Here is a 19,044-nt window from a genome sequence, read left to right on the forward strand (position 1 = left end):
ACGTCGTAATGAGTGACCTCCGGCACAAGCTATAAATTAATTGTGCCGGAATTTCCCTAAATTTCTGGACGCCCCGCTTTGTTAGTGCTACTTTAATAACCAGATTCTTTCTAATAACCTCTTCTCGCTCGTCAATCACTATCCTGAATTACATCCTTACTGATTGATCGCGGTAAGCTTTGTCGCGTAACACAAGACCCCCAAAATGAACTTAACTGAATTAAAAGACACGCCGATTTCTGACCTAGTCTCGCTAGCTGAAAATATGAAGCTCGAAAATATGGCCCGCGCTCGCAAGCAGGACATTATTTTCTCAATCCTTAAAGCCCACGCAAAAAGTGGAGAAGACATTTTCGGTGGTGGGGTATTAGAAATACTCCAAGACGGTTTCGGCTTCTTACGCAGCTCAGACGGTTCTTATTTAGCTGGTCCAGATGACATCTATGTCTCACCAAGCCAAATTCGCCGCTTCAACATGCGAACGGGTGATACCATTTTTGGTAAAATTCGCCCACCAAAAGAAGGCGAGCGTTATTTTGCCCTATTGAAAGTCAACGAAGTTAACTTCGATAAACCAGAAAACTCCCGTAATAAAATCCTCTTTGAAAACTTAACCCCACTCCACGCAGAAGAACGTATGCGTATGGAGCGCGGCAACGGCTCAACTGAAGATATTACCGCACGTATTCTGGATTTATGCTCACCGATTGGTAAAGGTCAACGTGGTTTGATCGTTGCACCACCAAAAGCCGGTAAAACGCTATTACTTCAAGGCATTGCTCAAAGCATCAGCTACAACAACCCAGAAGTGGTGTTGATGGTATTACTGATCGACGAACGCCCAGAAGAAGTAACTGAGATGCAGCGCCTCGTTAAAGGCGAAGTTATCGCATCAACCTTCGATGAGCCAGCCAGCCGCCACGTTCAAGTTGCCGAAATGGTGATTGAAAAAGCAAAACGTTTGGTTGAGCACAAGAAAGACGTCGTTATCTTACTCGATTCGATTACCCGTTTAGCCCGTGCCTATAACACTGTTATCCCGTCATCGGGCAAAGTATTAACTGGTGGTGTGGATGCGAACGCCCTGCACCGTCCAAAACGCTTCTTCGGTGCAGCACGTAACATCGAACACGGCGGCAGCTTGACCATTATCGCCACTGCTTTGGTTGATACCGGTTCTAAGATGGACGAAGTGATCTACGAAGAATTTAAAGGTACAGGTAACCAAGAGCTGCATCTGTCACGTAAAGCGGCAGAAAAGCGTGTGTTCCCAGCCATTGACTTCAACCGCAGCGGTACGCGTCGTGAAGAAAAACTCACGACCCAAGAAGAACTGCAAAAAATGTGGATCCTACGTAAGATCTTAAATCCTATGGATGAAGTCAGCGCAATGGAATTCTTAATCGATAAATTGGCGATGACCAAGACTAACGAAGAGTTCTTTACCGCTATGAAACGCACTAAGTCTTAAGCCATACAAGATTGCATGAATAATAAGGCCGCTCACTGAGCGGCCTTTTGTTTATGTATAAAAAAAAGCCGCGAGTGCGGCTAATCTTGATTCAAGTGACTTAATCAAGCACAGGTAAGTAACTGAGCACTAACTGATCTCGACTTAGCTGGCTATCAATGATCTCCCCTACTGTGCCATTGTTTAACTTGATGGCAAGCGTGGCCTCCCCGGCTTGCGCCTTAAAGGTTTCCATCTCTTTAATTCGGTTAATCAGCGCGAGTGCTAAGGTGTTTTCTGCGGTTGCCGCGTACACTCGGCCATTTAACGTCACTTCCGCTTGAGTCGCCAATGCCGGGCCAGCTAAACGAATACCAACATATTCACGCCATACCCTAGCTTTTTGCTCGCCTTGATAATCACTGTCAACGGATGCAAGCACCACTTGGCGTAATATCATCTGCAGTAAATTACTCTTACCTTTTGGCTGCCCGTTAACAGTATCGAATTGGAAGTAACGTGATACCGAACGGTCGTAATTAGGTAATGGCTCAATACTTTGTTGCGAAAAATCAGTGTAATAAGGCAAATAGCTATCGAGCTTATCACTCGCGCCACAGCTTTCGGCAAAGAGTGGCGTATTACCACGAGTCAGCCCAGGACCTTCACCCATGGTCATCTTACACAGCATATCTTGGAACACTGGACCCACATTAGGTAAATCAACCAATGCTTTATAACCAAGACTCGATGTACTACGTGGGGTGGTACGTGATACTAAGGCTCTCACGGCTAACAATTTATCTGGCCACACCCCCAACACGTCGCGCTCATTCACATAGGGATGGTTAGGTGAGGACGCAGGCGTTTTAATACCGTTAAGTAAGCGACCCGAAAAGCTGACATCCGCCGTTAATAAATCCTGAAATTTAGGATTAATTTGCGATTTAATGATCAGCTCTTTCAAGGCTTCAGGAGAATCAGAGAACTGACTTATCACCTCACCTGGCTCAAACTTCGCCTTCATATCGCCGCTTTTAAAACGATATTGTTCAAGCACTTTGCCAAAATTGTACTGCTGTCTTAAGGCCACGCTGCCATCGGCTTGCTTGTATGTCACATCGAGGGTCGCATCATTTTCTCCCACCAGCTTAAGGAAGAAATCTGCCGACTGATTCATCGCCCGCTGATTCGCGCAATACCAAGCCTCGCTACCTGCCGCCGCCAATCGTTCGCATTCACCAGCGAAAAAGTTTTCAGATAGACCAAATAATTGCTCTAAAAAGCTCACATCTTCAATGAATTGACGTATTTCATCAAACTGAGCTTTACGATTAATGGCGTAACTTAGGCTATGATCTTCAAATAAAGATTGACGATTATGGCGTAAGTTCATGGTCTCGTAGCTATCAAAATACTTCTCGATATAGAACTGATTAATATCATCTAAGTTTTTACCTGCATCACCACGATTACAGTTGCTGTTAAGGGACACATGTTCATCAGTGCAGTAAGAATACTGACGTAGGCTATTGTTTTGCTCAATGTTATAGAGCACACCAAATCGAGTATCTCCATTAACAACCCCTTTGGCGAGTTCGTCACGGCGTTTGACATCTTCCGCTTTGAGCGACACAAATTCGTTGGCCTTCGTTTCTACTTCACGGGCATAACCAAAACGTAACGCGGCTAAGTCATAGGGTTCAAACGTGGTCGCAAACCGATTCACGTTGTAATCCATTTGGCTGGAAAACTCGGCATTAACGGTAATTTCTGGGTAACCCGCATCGCTAAAGGCGACTTTTAACTCCGTCAGTTGCGCTTGGTTAAAGGTATTGTCGTGGTCGCGACTCCCAGCAAAGTTATGCCTTAAGCCAAAGGTATGTCCTAACTCATGGGTTAAGGTGCCAGCAAATGCTTGCGCGGCTAGGGCTGTCGTTAAGGAGTCTTGTAAACTTATGGGCAGATCTTCAAATGCCGCTAACTTACCGCCCACTTTGCCATCAACCCACATTTCAGCTTTTTTCCAGTCAATTTCATGACCTTTGATGCCGCGAGGTAATTCACGATCACTACCACCCGTAGCAAACACGGTATCCACATGCATCATTGAGTTTTCAGACCAAAACGCTTGTGTTTTTTCATCAAAATCCGCTAAAGCATCGAAACTATTATCCTTGGGCGTTAATAACATCGATTTGGGTGCAGCGATAAGTTGCTGAGTGGGTTGCTCAAATGCAGCCGCCTCAACTGGCGCGGTGTCTAGGCTGACATCAGGCTTGTCCAAACGAGCAACATATGGCTCGCCCGTTAACGACGTCACTGAATTCGCGTCCAATTTGCCTCTGTTATAATCTAAACGCACTTGGCGATAGTAACGTACTGCGCCTTGTTTTAGATTCGAGCTGTATTGATTGACTCGCGCACTCACAATTTCGCCTGTAAGCGGGTTTGCCGCGGATGGGCCATAACCCGCCAAACCATTATCCAGCGGTTCATCAAATAAAGTGATGTTGCTATAGCGCAGGTCGCCATGGCGTTTATCGTGGGCTTGCTCAAGTTTTATCTGTGGAAAACCCGTTTTATACAACTTGTTTTGAATGTTAATTGCCGTAACAGACTCAATGGCAGCATCCAAAAAGGGTTTATTTTTCGCATCGTAGAAATTATTACTCAGGTAATAAGTAAGTTCTGATTTGGCCGGATTAAAGCGATTCAAGTAGGTACGCACATACCCGTCAACGCCCTCTGAGTCAGTCGCATCACGATAGGTATGGGAGGAGGTAAAGAAGCCAAATGCACCCTTTTCATTTTCGGCATAGGGAATCGCTTGATAGTCTTTACTGGCTAACTGATCCACCGCCACAATAGAAATAAACTCAGTGGTCGTAAAGGATAGGTTGTCGAGGTTGCCACCGTAAAATTGGTTAAAGCAACTTGGTGAAGCTTGATAGGTATGCTCAATTTCAAAGTTAACCACGCCCTTAGCTAAATCCATCTCATAGCCTTTTTGGCCTTGAGTATTTACTAGTCGTGGGGCTTCTGTTTCAGTAACACATTCACCAAAGGTGAAAATGTCATTAATGCTCAACTCGGCAATTTTGGCTTTGGCAAAATCGGGGACAAAGTAGCGCTTATCCTGCCATGTTAAATTAGCATCTGTATTCACTTGCTCAACGTTAACGCACTCACGCCATTTATCTTCGGTACATTTAAAGTCGATATATTCGCCAGGAATGGTTAACACTGGCGCTTGGTTATACTCATTAGGATAACGACTGTCATGGCCTAGTCCGATATTATCTCGGTCAATTTGACGTACTTGGATACCATTCTCAGTTTTATGCAAGGTCACCAACTTAGGATCACCTTGGGTAAAACCTCGCACCTCGGCAGCATAACGCGGAGCCTTACCCACGCTGCGAATGTAGAGATATTGCCGCTCAGTTGCTTTATCGATGTCGGCAGTGGTGACTTGCTTTTCATCTTTCGGGAGTTCTTTATAAGGCTCATCGCCGGCACCACACCCCACAAGGGTCAGTGCGCTGGTGATCGCCAGACATAGCATGGACTTCTTCATAGATTCCTCTTAACTACTGTTTTTATAGATATTTAGTAATTGACAAATAAAAGGTTGAACTCTTTTTGTCATAAATCTCAAATCCCTGAGATGTCCCCACTTCTGGGTTATAGAAACGACCACTATTGTTGTGACCTACAGCCAACACCCAATCAGGCTTAAACGACCAACCGAGTTCTTGGGCAAAGGTAAATTGATCATCGAGTCGACGACCGTAATAGTTTTTGGAAATCCGATAACGACCACTCATATCCAAATACCAATTGGCCGTTATTTGCCAATAAGCATCGAGTAATCCATCGAGTTGCTGTTCAACTAACACGCGCTCACCAGCGGTTTTGTATTGGTAAGCGTTGTAGCGATAGCGCGGTGAAAAATAAAAACTTAGGTTATCTAGCGGGCTCCAAAATAAGTACGCGGCAATGCGCGGCGCATATTGCAACCTATCTAGTTTTGATTCACGTTCTGCGGGTAAATACACACCTAAACTGCCTTTCAATGAGACGGTATCGGTTAAGGCATACAGTGGCGTGCGGTACTCCAGCAAAGGATCATAAAAACTGGACTCTTTGCCATGTAGTGTTTGCTTTTCACCCCCAAGGGTAAACAGCACATTGCCCCAATTTGCCTTGTAATCGATACGGCTATCGATGTTGTAGGCTTGATAGGCGTAATAACTTTCCGAGTCATAAATGTTTCGCGTAAAACCCACATTAACGTAGCCAGACCATTTTGCTGCTTGTGCATCCGTTGCTAGCTCAAATTCATTGACGGCCAATGCTTGACCGACAAAGGAGATACTGGCCAGCATCACCTGCACGCAGAAAAACACAGACCATTTATTTCGTCGACGAGAAATCGACGAATAATATTGATTATTCGTTGGTTGCATAATAAAACCTTGATTTATATTTTTAATGAAAAATCTTGATAGTGAGCATGCGCTCTATTTAACGCTAGGATGTACTTGCTTGAATTGATTTCATCCAATTAAGTAAAACTGAATAATAGTTTTCTATATTAATAATATAACTACGTATAAATATGGTTAAGACGAAATAAATAAAACCCAAAAAAACGAAAAAAGACGCTCCCCAAAATATGCTTTCAAAATCCGTTTGGGCAAACCCAGTCCAAAGGGGAGCGCTATATTCACCAACTATTACTATTGACTGATGGCTAACAGGTTCACAGTAAAACACCCCAACTGAAGCCATTGATAAATAATTATTTTCAATAACACAAGAATCAGACAACGCGACAATATTCACAGGTAATCTCACCCATAATATTCCAAATATCAGCCACTCACCCACAGCGAAAAGAAAACGCTTTGGTATTTTTAGATATTTTTTTATGGCTAATTTCGTTAACATTGCTCGTCAATACGTCATGCTATCAATAATCTCCACTGCGACATCACAGCTAAAGATACAAAAAGATACATCTGTTGCATCATACGCACGAACAAAAAATATTTACAACTCACACAAGAGCTAACTCATATTAAATTAAAATAAATATGAGTTAGATCAGAAAAACCATGCAAAATTAAACATAAAAAAACACAATGAGCAACAACTAAGCCCACCGAGAAAAACAATTTAGAAAACTTTATTTATAAATAAATAACAACATGCAGTGCGCTTATTTACATATACCACCAAAATGCAATTGCTTAAGGGTGTTGTGGGAGAATATGACGAGCCGCCAACTGCATTTGCAGCTCTTTACAGCGCTGGCGTAACATTTCACGAAGCAGTAACACCACGGGAGTGACATGTTCACGTCCTGGGCACACTAAGTATAAATCGACGGGTTCCCCCTTATAATCAGGCAACAAACGTACTAATCGCCCTGAGATTAAGTCATCGGCCAGATCTAGACTCGACTTAAAGACCAACCCTTTGCCAGCCACAGCCCAACGGCGGGCAATCTCGGCATCATTAGCACTACGATTGCCCGTGACACGCACTTTGAATTCTTGACCATCACGCCTAAATAGCCATTGATCGTGGGTGCGATCATCTAACTTATAAAACAAGCAATTATGCTCAACTAATTGTTCTAACGAATCAAGCACACCAAACTTGGCGAGATATTCAGGTGAGGCGCACAAGACACGATCAACACTGCAGATAGGAAAAGCCACTTGGTTAGAATCCTGCGGTTTTCCATAGCGCACAGCAACATCAATTTTATCGTGGTAAAAACTGCTGATATTGTCTCCAAGGTGCAAGCGCACTTGCAGTTGAGGAAAATCGAGCAAAAACTCGTCGAGCCAAGGCACAAACAGATTACGGCCAAAGTCTGAAGAAACCGAAAGGCTTAAGGTGCCAGATATTTTACCTTTATCACTGGCGATAGCTTGTTCGCCAAGCGCTAAATCGCTTAGCGCACGTCGGCAATGAATAAGATAACGTTCACCTTGCACAGTCAAACGTAAGCTGCGTGTCGTGCGGATAAATAAACTAGTATCGAGCTGTTTCTCAAGCCGTTTTATTGCAGCGCTGGCAGAAGCAGCCGAGATATCCATCTCGGCTGCTGCGGCAGATATATTGCCGCAATCAGCGACTCGCACGAACAAAGCTAAATCATTAATTAGCATGATTATCAAAAATCCTTTGAAAAAATTACAAACTTTATCCTGTTTATCTCTTAGCTAATATTCCACACAATGGCTACACGATACAAGTACACTCAAACAAGTAGACTCCAGCAAGTACACCCAGAGGAATAAACATGAAAGCCATTGGTTACCAGACAGCAGGTGCAATCACAGCGCCCAATGCATTAGAAAACATCACGCTAGCCGAGCCAACTGCGACAGGTTTTGACCTTTTAGTGGAAATCAAAGCCATTTCTGTCAATCCGGTTGATACAAAAATCCGTGCATCTAGCTCTGCACCTGCAGGCGAATACAAAATTATCGGCTGGGATGCGGTCGGTGTCGTCAAAGCCGTTGGTGAGAAAGTCAGTCTTTTCAACGTTGGCGATGAAGTGTGGTATGCGGGCGATATCAGTCGCAGCGGAAGTTACGCAGAATATCAATTGGTTGATGAGCGAATTGTCGGCCATAAACCTAAAAGCTTAACCTATACCCAAGCCGCGGCATTACCTTTAACGGGGATTACAGCATGGGAGATTTTATTCGACCGTTTAGCTTTACCCCAAGATGGTTCGGCAACTGACGCCCGTATTTTAATTATCGGTGCGGCCGGCGGTGTGGGTTCAATCATCACTCAGCTTGCAGTAAAACTCACAGGTGCAGAAGTGATAGGCACTGCATCTCGTCCTGAATCCGCCTCTTGGGTGCATGAGCTTGGTGCCGATGCTGTTATCGACCACACCAAGCCACTTTCACAGGAACTTGCCAATATTGGCATTACTGATGTGACCCATGTGATTAGCTTAACCCAAACCGATCAGCATTTTGATGAAATAGTACAAGTGCTTAAGCCACAAGGAAAACTAGCATTAATCGACGATCCTAAGGGGCCATTAGATGTGATGAAACTTAAGCGTAAAAGCTTATCCTTACACTGGGAACTGATGTTTACCCGCAGCCTATATCAGACCGAGGATATGATTGCGCAACACCACTTACTCAACCGCTTAAGCGCCCTTATCGATACAGGCGAGTTACAGAGTACGATCGGTGAGCACTACGGCACCATTAATGCCCAAAACTTAATCAAAGCTCACGCTCAGATAGAGTCTGGCAAAGCGATCGGTAAAATTGTTTTAGAAGGTTTTAACCAATGAAAATAACAGTATTTGCCCAAATCATAGCGAATCAAGGCCAAAGCGATACGCTATTTAAGATACTCAAGCAACTCGTGACAGACACTCATACCGAGGCTGGCTGCATCGAATACAAACTGCATCACTCATTAGATGATGAAAATATCTTCTGGATGTACGAAATTTGGCAATCCCAAGCCGCACTGGATGAACATATGGCGAGTACGCACTTTCAAGCATTCGTCGCTCAAACCGCAGACATAATCAATCGAGCTGACATTCACAAAAGCTACGCCTGCTAATCAACAAAAAAGCGCCAAACACGTTGGCGCTTTTCATCATTTATCACTTATCAAATCAAAGTCATGGCCATCTTGCGGCGTAAATACGCGATTTGCTGCATGTGTGGCAAATCCTTAGGACAGTTGTCTTGGCAGCCGAGTAAAGTCATGCAGCCAAACACGCCATCCTGATTGCCAATCACATGGTAAAAATCCTCGGCAGTACGAGCGTCACGGCTGTCCATCTCAAAACGAGCTATTTTCATCATGCCCACAGCGCCGACAAAAGTTTCACGCATTTGTTTAGTCGCACAGGCAGAAACACACACGCCACATTCAACGCAGCGCTCTAGCTCATATAAACGCGCAGCTTCATCTGGGTCCATAGGATCTTCAAGCCGATGCACGCTTATATCATTGGCCTTAGGGTGTAACCACAGCTTTAAGCGTTCGGCCAGTTCCCGCATAAACTTACCAGTGTTAACCGAGAGATCACCAATCAACTCAAAACCTGGCAGCGGCATTAAGGTGATTTCGCCCTTAGGATATTTGGCCGTTAAGGTGCGGCAAGCTAGCGTCGGGAAACCGTTGATCACCATAGCGCAGCTACCACAGATACCAGCACGACAAACAAAGTCGAACTGCAATGAAGTGTCTTGTTCTTCCCTGAGTTTATTAAGGGCGATAAATACCGTCATCCCCGGCGTTTCGGTGAGATGATAACGCACCATTTTCGGCTTATCGTTTGGGTCCTGCGGATCATAACGAAAGATATTAAAGGTTAACTGGCGACCTTGGCTCATTATGATTTTTCTCCTAACGCATTGGCAGATGGACTTTTTAAAGTATCACTTAAACGTTCATTATTGGGTTGTAAACTCTCGGGTAATTCAAAGGGCATAAGAGCCCGCTGCCTTTGATAACGGTCAGCATCATCACCTAGCTCAGCTAAAATCTCGGCAATTTGCTGTTCACGCTTTTCGGTATCAGGATGCACTATGGCGTTGTTGATGCCATAACCACGATAACCCGGCGGGAGTTCCATCTTCATCACATCGAGTGCTTCGTAGTTAAGCACAGGTTCGAGTGCATCGGGATCCGGCCAGCTGGCCAAGGTGCGATTCAGCCAGTCTCGATCATTTCGCTGCGGATAATCCTCGCGAGCATGGGCACCACGACTCTCTGTTCGCGCGGCGGCGCCGCAGGCTACGGTTAGCGCCACTTTTAGCATACGCTTGACCCGTAGGGCTTCAACTAACTCAGGATTGGCGTGACGCTTTTTACACTTAAGTCCGAGTTTACGCGAACGCTCGAGCAACACTTTTAGCTCGGCAACCGCTTTTTCAAGCTCGGGGCCATTACGGAAAATCCCCACATAATCCATCATGATGCGCTGCATTTCGCGCTTGAGTTCAAAGGCGCTCTCGTGACCATCACCCTCGACCAGCACATCGATTTCACTCTGCACCTGCTGCATAAACCGTTCAGCAAGCTGAGTGTCGATCTCAAGGCTATTGTTCTCACAAAAATCGGCGACATATTTACCAATAATCATGCCGCCAACCACGGTTTCGGCCAACGAATTACCGCCTAAACGGTTAAAGCCGTGCATGTCCCAACAAGCCGCCTCACCTACGCTAAATAAGCCTTTAAGCTGCGGACTTTCACCTGTGGCATTAGTCCGAATACCGCCCATAGAATAATGCTGAGTTGGGCGTACAGGGATCCAATCCTTAGCGGGGTCGATACCGAGGAAGTTCTCACAAATTTCCTGCACTTCCCTTAGGTTAGTTTCAATGTGCTTGCGACCCAGAAGGGTAATATCCAGCCACAAATGCGGCCCATAGGGGCTATCGACGCCCTTACCTTTCCGTATGTGTTCTGTCATGCGGCGCGATACCACATCCCGCGATGCCAACTCTTTTTTATCGGGCTCATAGTCTGGCATAAAGCGATAACCGTCTTTATCGCGCAATAAGCCACCATCACCACGGCAGCCTTCCGTGGTTAAAATGCCCACGGGCACGATAGCAGTCGGATGGAATTGTACCGCTTCCATATTGCCAAGCCTTGCCACGCCCGTTTCCAACGCGAGTGCTTGACCAATGCCTTCGCAGATGATCGCATTGGTCGACACTTCATAAATGCGGCCATATCCGCCAGTGGCAATGGTGGTGGACTTCGCCACATAGGCCCTGAGTTCTCCGGTTATCAAACAGCGGGCGATCACCCCATGGCAACGTTTACCATCGTGAATAAGTGCCAACGCTTCGATACGTTCGTGGACGGGAATATCCATGGAAATCGCTTTGTTATCCATAGCGTATAACAGCGAATGACCTGTACCGTCGGCGGTATAACAAGTGCGCCATTTTTTAGTCCCGCCAAAATCACGGGCGTTGATAAGACCATGGGCTTCTTGGGCCTCATGTAGCGTGACTTTTTGCGCATTGACTATCACTTCTCTCGGGCCAGCAGTCACCCGAGACCAAGGCACGCCCCAATTGGCCAGCTCACGTACTGCCTTAGGTGCACAATGGGCAAACATCCGTGCAACATCTTGATCGCAGCCCCAGTCGGAACCTTTTACCGTATCTTGAAAATGCACATCCTCATCATCGCCCATTCCCTTAACGGCATTGCCTAAACTCGCCTGCATACCCCCTTGAGCGGCAGCAGAGTGGGAACGTTTTGCAGGAATGAGTGACAAAACTAAAGTGTCAAGCCCACGCTCTTTCGAAGCGATAGCGACCCTTAAGCCCGCGAGCCCAGCTCCTACCACCAATGAATCGGTATAAATCAGTTTCACGCCTGCTCCTTAATGGGGTCTATTGTTTTGTGCTGTTTTTTTATGTTCGACATTCTATTCACTGATTAGCTTAATCATTGATTAAAAGCGGAATTAACTCGCATAGGGTAAAAATGCCAGGAGTGAGGCGACGCCAACAGTGACAAATAGCACGCTCACTATGGTCTTGATCTTACGTAATCGATTACGGTTGTTGAGATCCCGCGCCGCGCCCCATTTCAAAGCCACACGGTAAATGCCAATTGCTGCATGTAACTCCACAGTGAACAGTAAAGGCAGATACACCATCCAGACACCTTGATTCCAAATACGATCGGCGCTTCCCTGAGGGCCAATGGTTTCGGGAGCCGAGCCAATAAGCCACAAATGCACAGGCAACAGCAGTAAAATCACTACACCAGTAATGGCTTGCCAGCGCCACAAGCGAGTATCGCTGTGGTTGATCACTTGCATTTGTTGGCGTAGAGCCCTTTGCTGACGCAGACTCATGGGTAATTTTTGCAATGCCACTAACACGTGCACTAACGCCAAAATGGCAATACCAATGGCAATACAAGTCACTACCCAAGGATAACCGTGTCCATCAGCGGACAGAAAACTCAGCTCCATGGTGCGTGCCACCCAACTCATGGCATCCGCACCCAATAAAATCGATGACACTAACACTAAGTGGGTCCACAAAAAGACTGCGAGTATTACCCCTGACAAACTCTGGCTTAAATCCAGCCAAGCACTCCATTTTTTAATATTTAATTTGATCGCCATCCTATCGCCTCACGCCGTTGACCTTATCGAGCCAATCTCATTAAGTCTTATCGCAAACTAATATCGCTCACACATCCACACGAAAACGTGAGCCAGATCAATTGAGTGCTGAATAATTAACCTAATGCTTAATAATAGCAGTGAAACAAAATCCTGCTGCTGGCTTAAAGCCTACTCAGGTACGAAGGGCTGCACAGGAATACCGAGCTCGCTACCGATAAATAGATATGAAACAAGGCTCGCAGTACCAAGGCATAGCAAGTAAATAATCAGCACCTTAGCGATTTTTCGCAGGCCTGAGCGCTGAGTGGTTAAGCCCCACTTTACCGCTACGCGATAGAGACCAATCATGGCGTGTACCACTACAGCGGGAAGTAACAACGCATACAGCAACCAAGCGTTGTCGTGATAAACCCGCTCAGCCGATAAATGCGGGCCAATTTCGGGATTCAAAATCATAGTGAAGAGGTGAACAGGAACGAGGAAAAATAAGATAAAGCCGGTGATCAGTTGCCAAAACCACGCATGGGTATCCTTATGCTTGATATTCCCCATGTGCGAACGCAGGGCTCGCCATTGCCCTAGCTGCGCCGGAAAACGCCGTAGCGCCACCGCGGCATGTACTATCACCACCAATAGCATAAACACTGAAAACACTTTAGTGACTATAGGAAAACCATGTCCTGTGCTGCTAAACATTCCACCTTCAAGCAACTGAACGACCCGATAAAAAGCCTCTTTACCCAGCAAAATACTCGATTCAAAATGCATGTGTAATAGTAAAAAGCTGCCAAGCATAATCCCTGTCGCACTCTGCAGCCTATCAGCCTTAGCCGACCAAGGATGACCTAGCGGTGTACTCACCCTATTGTGAACTCGAGTTATGCTTGTCATCTTGAATTAACCTATGTCGTTTATCGTTGGCACCTCTTGGCAAACTACACCATAGCAGCAACTCAAATCAGGCTTCAGTGTCACAGATTTAAAGCGTGAGCCAACTCACCTGACGGAGTTCAACTCTTAGAAGATGATCACAAAAAACGTATCAAAACCAAACAAAGGTAAAACCAATTAACCAATACTTTTCATAGTGTTATACCAAATAATAAAACTGACAATTCGTTTTTTAACACCAATCCATACCCGACAGCTAACGCCTTGTCTGTATAGACAAAAGCGCAATACCAGAATAGCCAGTCGTCGAACCTAAACCCTAGTGATAACCAAACGACCTTACCTAAAGCGCTTTAAATTCCCGCTACATCCTGCATTTTGGGATAGTTTGGGTATACAATACCGCGATATTTTGAACCCTTAGTTTATGAACACTCAGTCACAGGATGCCCCCATGCCTTGGATCCAACTCCGTATAAACACCAATAGCGATGACGCTGAAACCATCAGCGACTTGCTCATGGAAGAAGGTTCAGTCTCTATCACCTTCGAAGACGGTAAAGATACCCCTATTTTTGAACCTAAATTAGGCGAAACCCCACTGTGGCGCGATACCGTGGTAGTGGCCTTATTCGATGCAGAAACCGATCTGACACCGACCATCGCCATGCTGAAAACCTTGCCTTTCCTCGGTGAGAACTTCAGCCATAAAGTCGAACAAATTGAAGATAAAGACTGGGTACGCGAATGGATGGATAACTTCCACCCCATCCAATTTGGCACACGCTTATGGATCTGCCCAAGCTGGCGCGAAATCCCTGATCCAACCGCAGTCAATGTGATCTTAGATCCGGGTCTTGCCTTCGGTACTGGCACTCATCCCACGACAGCACTGTGTTTAGAGTGGCTAGACAGCTTAGATTTAAGCGATGAAGAAGTGATCGATTTTGGCTGTGGTTCAGGTATCTTAGCCGTAGCCGCACTGAAACTGGGCGCGAAAAAAGTCACAGGTATCGATATCGACTATCAAGCCATCGACGCCTCGCGTGCCAACGCCGAGCGCAATGATGTCGCTGACAAGCTAGCCTTGTACTTGCCAGAAGACCAACCCGCCGATCTCAAAGCCGACGTACTGGTCGCTAACATTCTTGCAGGCCCTCTGCGAGAATTAGCGCCTTTGATCGCAGAACGCGTAAAAACCGGTGGCAAACTTGCCCTTTCCGGTCTCCTCAAAGAACAAGCCCAAGAAATCTCTGACTTTTATAGCCAATGGTTCGATATGGACGCAGCGGCTCACAAAGAAGATTGGAGCCGCTTGACAGGTAAGCGTAAATAGCGCTAAAGGGTGGCGCAACATGCGCCACCGCTGGCTTCCAACAATTTAGTCTCTGACTTCTCGTCAATTAAAAGTCAAGAAAAAAAATTACCTCTAGGTCATTTATTGACCTTTTCACGGCCAACAAAAAGGGCTACTATAGCGCCCCTTTGAAGAGCTAAGGTGAAACATAAAATGCAGATTGGACCCTATCAACTGAACAATCAGCTGATCGTGGCACCAATGGCAGGTGTCACCGATCAAGCCTTCCGCAATCTTTGTCTTCGTTATGGTGCAGCCTTAGCGGTTTCCGAGATGCTTTCATCCAATCCCGAGGTTTGGGATACAGATAAAAGCCGCCAGCGCATGACGCATTCTGGCGAGGAAGGCATCCGCTCAGTGCAAATTGCAGGGGCTGATCCTGATTTAATGGCGCAAGCTGCCTTGTTCAATGTCGAACAAGGTGCTCACATCATTGATATCAATATGGGTTGCCCGGCGAAAAAAGTGAATAAAAAGCTGGCAGGCTCGGCGCTAATGCAAAATCCACCGCTGGTAAAAGAGATTTTACAAGCCGTGGTCGCCGCAGTGAATGTGCCTGTCACGTTAAAGATTCGCACCGGCTGGGAGCCAGAGCACAAGAATGGTGTTCAAATCGCCCAGATTGCAGAGGATTGTGGCATCGCCTCGCTCGCCGTTCACGGCCGCACGAGACAATGTATGTACAGAGGCAACGCCGAGTACGACACGATCAAAGCAATCAAACAGAATGTCTCGATTCCTGTCGTCGCCAATGGGGACATCGACAGTCCGGAGAAAGCCCGCTTTGTGCTGGAATACACCGGTGCCGATGCCTTGATGATAGGACGGGGTGCTCAAGGACGGCCTTGGATTTTCAGAGAAATCCAGCACTACTTGGAAACGGGTAATAAGCTAGCGCCCATTGAGGTTGCCGAACAGCGTCAAGTGATGCTGGAACACCTCACCAAACTGTATGACTTATATGGTGAATACAAGGGTATCCGCTTCGCCAGAAAACATATGGGATGGTACCTAGACCAAGAAGCTCAGCGCCAATTTAGGGCTGACTTTAATCGGCTGGAAACCGCTGCAGAACAGTATTCCCTCGTGGAATGTTATTTTGATGAATTAGTACAGAATTAATAAAGAGCAGAATAGAATGTTTGATCAGACAACTAACACAGAAGTTCACCAGCTTACCGTTGGCAAAATCGAAACCGCAAACGGCACTATCAAGCCCCAGTTATTACGTGACGCCGTCAAGCGTGCCGTAACTAACTTCTTCGCACAGTTGGACGGTCAGGAAGCACAAGAAGTTTATGAAATGGTGCTAAGCGAAGTTGAAGCGCCTCTGCTTGACATCATCATGCAACACACTCGTGGCAACCAAACCCGCGCAGCAAACATGCTAGGTATCAACCGTGGTACTCTGCGTAAAAAATTGAAAAAATACGGCATGAATTAATCCGCAAGGATTAAGTGATTGTTAGGAAAGGGGTTAACCTGTAAGGGTTAGCCCCTTTTCACATTATATGTACCCCCATATGTACCCCGAGAGAATTCCTAGTCGAGCTTTTATCAATGAAAACGCCTATACCTGTCTCAATACGAATTAAAACATCAGACCATCCCAAATGGCCTAAATGGTTTTCAATTAAGAACTATGATTGCCTCGCAGATCTCACAGCTAAGCAATTTCTTAATGAGCTAGAGTTCAGGTTAACCCTGTATAACTCACCGACTTTACCTAATGGTAGAAAGCTGACTAACAGTAAACGGTGGCAAATGATCGAGAAGGGCTATGTCATCATCAATTCGAATCCGATTACGCCGTCAGAGTTTCCAACAGTCATAACATTGAACCATATTGATCTTCTGACGATTACGGAAACGATTAAACTTCGCAGTGGTGAGGATTACTTAAACTTAGAGCCGCAAGTAATGATGCCCCTATTGGGACAAGCACAAGAATTAGCGGTAATAGGGGTAGACTTAAACCAATCCAATGAAACGATATTAGCGGATTTGGGATACTTACTTATTCAACTTCGTGAAAATCTGAAAAACCAAGCCCTAAGAGCTGAGGCTAATCACCAAGCTATTGAGAAAGGCCTTCGAATCCGCGAACTCGAACATCCGGCTGCTCAACAGATAGAAGAGACAAGTCTTACACCTAAAAAACGCCCCCAAAATGCTAATCACACAGATGTGAAAACCTTCAAAAAGCTATTTACCTATAAGTTAATTCCTTATCTGGATCTTATGCTGTACTGCCATAATCATATCCCTCTTCATCAAGAAAACTGGCAAGAGCTATCTTTCTGCCCAACGGCACTTAAGGCATTACTATTTGGAAAAGAACTTGAGAGTGAGCCATTCAAAAAGACCTACGCACCGTTTTATCACAAAATTATCAGTAACGAATCTCATCTAACGCAACTGCTTGCCAATATCAGGAAAAATACTTGGGCGTTAGGCACTAAGATACGGGATATTTAAGAGATTAAATTAGGGGTAAAATCAAATTTTATTTTTCATTTTTACCCCGAAATCACAATTGCAAACAGGCAAGATGATCCTAGGTCAAACAGAGACAATCTTTAGGAGCATTCATGTCTATTTTTAGTATCAATCAATCAGCTATTCAAGACCGTATCGTGCGTGAATCTGAGCGTAAACTCATCACCTCAATCAGCCGTTCGCAAGCTTTTCAATTAGAAAGACTTAACCGTTTCCCTAAACGAATCAAATTGGGAAACCGCTCCGTCGGTTGGCGTCTATCAGAGCTTATGCAATGGGTTCACTCAGGAGGTGGGCTATCCGAGCAATTAGCTCAGGGAGCAGGATATGAAGGCTAATGCAAGAGCCCAATACGCTCAATTGCTCCAGCAACGACCGATGGAGCGAATAATCAGAATCACAGAAATGAGCCAATTACTCGGCATCGATAGAACAACCCTATACCGACGAGTAAAAAGAAAGGCCTTCATTCAACCCATAAAAAGCCACTGTCGAACCATCGGCTGGTCAGAATCGAGTTACATTAACTGGCTAAACAGCACTAAGTAACATCTATCAAAGGCGGCATTTGCCGCCTTATTTTGGCCTGTAAACGCAACAAATTGCGACAAAGTTCAATCGAGTGCGATTAAATGCTGACAAATGCAAACTCAAAACCACGTTTAACCAGCAAAATAAAGCAATCTGAACAGCAGCAATTCGATGGCAATACTGGTCTTACCCCAGATTCCTACTCTAATTACAAGCAGGTTATTTATAATATTTCCGCTCGTCGCTTTACCTTAGGAAGCTTTCTATACCAGAACACCTTGTTTCAAGTTTTGAGCTTTGAGCACGGCATCAACTCCAGCATTATGAATACAATGATCGATCAACTGCTAACAGCGCTAGATCATTATTCTAAAATCCTACTCGTCAGATTCGATCTACATGTCTATACCGAAACACCCAATAACAGCTTAATCAGCAAATACCGAAAAACCTTACTGAGATACCTCGACAAGCACTACCAATCTAAGGTCTGGTTTTTTTGGGTACGGGAGCAAACATCAGAAGATAAAAATACCCATTATCACTGCTTTATTCTGCTCAATGGACATAAAGCGAAATCTGGCTGGGGTGCATTTCAACAAGTGCAAAAAGCCTGCTATATGCATCCAGATACTTCAGCATGGCTGCCTGAATCGGCAAGCTACAAAGTTGAACGTAAAGGACTTAAAGGTTTAGATTCTGCAATTCTGCGGATCAGTTATCTTGCCAAGAACCACAGTAAAGAACTCACCCCAAATAAAGTAAAACGCTTTCAAACGAGTTCAAGCCGAGCATAGAAAAGCCAACAAGTTTAAAACAATTTGGCTTGGACTGAAGTGGATCTCAACCTGAAGCGTGGATCAGCCATGAGTGGATCACAATAACATCAGCTTAAAACAAGGTACTCATTAAAATCCATATAAAACAAAATCATACCCTAGCGAAAGGAGAGCAAGATTCAATGAAAAACAGCTTGAGATCCAAAACAGAGATACGGTTGACATTTTATTAACAACTTATGTTATCAATTTGTACAACCACTTTCGAGGAGTAAAAACTGTAGCAATCAAGCGCCAACGGTACTACTTTGCCGAACAGCGCATATTTCCCCATCATAGCGTTGTACCCTCCCCC

18 protein-coding genes are annotated in these 19,044 nt (G+C 45.2%); 10 read left to right on the forward strand and 8 right to left on the reverse strand.

The window, feature by feature from the left end:
- Positions 1-205: 205 nt before the first annotated feature.
- Positions 206-1,471 (forward strand): transcription termination factor Rho, encoded by a 1,266-nt coding sequence (gene rho, locus L5M38_RS12585; protein ID WP_011787892.1) that lies wholly within the window; start codon positions 206-208, stop codon positions 1,469-1,471.
- Between the two features lie 100 nt (positions 1,472-1,571).
- Here rho and L5M38_RS12590 read toward each other — a convergent pair whose 3' ends face one another.
- The 4 genes from L5M38_RS12590 to L5M38_RS12605 form a co-directional block, all read right to left on the reverse strand.
- Positions 1,572-5,030, reverse strand: a complete 3,459-nt coding sequence (locus L5M38_RS12590; protein WP_263179317.1) for a zinc-dependent metalloprotease — start codon at positions 5,028-5,030, stop codon at positions 1,572-1,574.
- Positions 5,031-5,052: 22 nt separating this feature from the next.
- Complete coding sequence (locus L5M38_RS12595) at positions 5,053-5,922, reverse strand: hypothetical protein (RefSeq protein ID WP_263169620.1); 870 nt, start codon at positions 5,920-5,922, stop codon at positions 5,053-5,055.
- 64 nt (positions 5,923-5,986) lie between these two features.
- On the reverse strand, positions 5,987-6,406 hold the full coding sequence (locus tag L5M38_RS12600) for a hypothetical protein (protein WP_263169619.1): 420 nt from the start codon (positions 6,404-6,406) through the stop codon (positions 5,987-5,989).
- A gap of 302 nt (positions 6,407-6,708) precedes the next feature.
- Positions 6,709-7,638, reverse strand: coding sequence for a LysR family transcriptional regulator (locus L5M38_RS12605; RefSeq protein WP_263179318.1), 930 nt, complete (start codon positions 7,636-7,638; stop codon positions 6,709-6,711).
- A 134-nt stretch (positions 7,639-7,772) separates the two neighbouring features.
- On the opposite strand from L5M38_RS12605, the gene L5M38_RS12610 reads away from it, so the two are divergent.
- Together L5M38_RS12610 and L5M38_RS12615 are read left to right on the forward strand one after the other, a co-directional pair.
- Positions 7,773-8,795 carry a zinc-binding alcohol dehydrogenase family protein gene (locus L5M38_RS12610; protein WP_263179320.1) on the forward strand — a complete coding sequence of 341 codons (1,023 nt, stop codon included), beginning with the start codon at positions 7,773-7,775 and terminating at the stop codon, positions 8,793-8,795.
- Positions 8,792-9,076, forward strand: a complete 285-nt coding sequence (locus L5M38_RS12615; protein WP_168825853.1) for a putative quinol monooxygenase — start codon at positions 8,792-8,794, stop codon at positions 9,074-9,076. Before L5M38_RS12610 ends, L5M38_RS12615 begins: the two co-directional genes overlap by 4 nt.
- Positions 9,077-9,126: 50 nt before the next feature.
- Here L5M38_RS12615 and L5M38_RS12620 read toward each other — a convergent pair whose 3' ends face one another.
- The 4 genes from L5M38_RS12620 to L5M38_RS12635 all read right to left on the reverse strand — a co-directional run bounded on the left by L5M38_RS12620 (position 9,127) and on the right by L5M38_RS12635 (position 13,523).
- On the reverse strand, positions 9,127-9,858 hold the full coding sequence (locus L5M38_RS12620) for a fumarate reductase iron-sulfur subunit (protein WP_263179321.1): 732 nt from the start codon (positions 9,856-9,858) through the stop codon (positions 9,127-9,129).
- A complete protein-coding gene (locus L5M38_RS12625; protein ID WP_198573106.1) occupies positions 9,858-11,864 on the reverse strand; it encodes a fumarate reductase flavoprotein subunit in 2,007 nt (668 codons plus the stop codon). The genes L5M38_RS12620 and L5M38_RS12625 overlap by 1 nt, the downstream gene beginning before the upstream one ends.
- A 93-nt stretch (positions 11,865-11,957) precedes the next feature.
- On the reverse strand, positions 11,958-12,629 hold the full coding sequence (locus L5M38_RS12630; RefSeq protein WP_131523404.1) for a fumarate reductase cytochrome b subunit: 672 nt from the start codon (positions 12,627-12,629) through the stop codon (positions 11,958-11,960).
- Positions 12,630-12,800: 171 nt separating this feature from the next.
- A complete protein-coding gene (locus L5M38_RS12635) occupies positions 12,801-13,523 on the reverse strand; it encodes a fumarate reductase cytochrome b subunit (RefSeq protein WP_219255448.1) in 723 nt (240 codons plus the stop codon).
- A gap of 454 nt (positions 13,524-13,977) precedes the next feature.
- On the opposite strand from L5M38_RS12635, the gene prmA reads away from it, so the two are divergent.
- From prmA to L5M38_RS12665, 7 genes are all read left to right on the forward strand, one after another.
- Positions 13,978-14,859: a 50S ribosomal protein L11 methyltransferase gene (gene prmA, locus L5M38_RS12640; RefSeq protein ID WP_105250427.1), complete on the forward strand. Its 882-nt coding sequence runs from the start codon at positions 13,978-13,980 to the stop codon at positions 14,857-14,859.
- Between the two features lie 174 nt (positions 14,860-15,033).
- The gene (dusB, locus tag L5M38_RS12645) at positions 15,034-16,002 is read left to right on the forward strand and encodes a tRNA dihydrouridine synthase DusB (RefSeq protein ID WP_105250428.1); all 969 of its coding nucleotides are present in this window, start codon (positions 15,034-15,036) and stop codon (positions 16,000-16,002) included.
- Positions 16,003-16,018: 16 nt separating this feature from the next.
- Positions 16,019-16,324, forward strand: a complete 306-nt coding sequence (fis, locus tag L5M38_RS12650; RefSeq protein ID WP_006083371.1) for a DNA-binding transcriptional regulator Fis — start codon at positions 16,019-16,021, stop codon at positions 16,322-16,324.
- A 116-nt stretch (positions 16,325-16,440) separates the two neighbouring features.
- On the forward strand, positions 16,441-17,358 hold the full coding sequence (locus L5M38_RS12655; protein ID WP_263179325.1) for a DUF6387 family protein: 918 nt from the start codon (positions 16,441-16,443) through the stop codon (positions 17,356-17,358).
- Between the two features lie 113 nt (positions 17,359-17,471).
- Positions 17,472-17,717, forward strand: a complete 246-nt coding sequence (locus L5M38_RS12660; RefSeq protein WP_107946370.1) for an AlpA family transcriptional regulator — start codon at positions 17,472-17,474, stop codon at positions 17,715-17,717.
- A gap of 40 nt (positions 17,718-17,757) precedes the next feature.
- Positions 17,758-17,928, forward strand: a complete 171-nt coding sequence (locus L5M38_RS24600) for a helix-turn-helix transcriptional regulator (protein ID WP_411357815.1) — start codon at positions 17,758-17,760, stop codon at positions 17,926-17,928.
- 83 nt (positions 17,929-18,011) lie between these two features.
- Entirely contained in the window at positions 18,012-18,707 is a 696-nt protein-coding gene (locus L5M38_RS12665; RefSeq protein WP_263179328.1) for an inovirus Gp2 family protein, read from the forward strand.
- Positions 18,708-19,044: the final 337 nt, after the last annotated feature.

Origin of the sequence: Shewanella sp. SM101, from assembly GCF_025654465.1 — a bacterium.
GTDB lineage: Bacteria > Pseudomonadota > Gammaproteobacteria > Enterobacterales > Shewanellaceae > Shewanella > Shewanella oncorhynchi.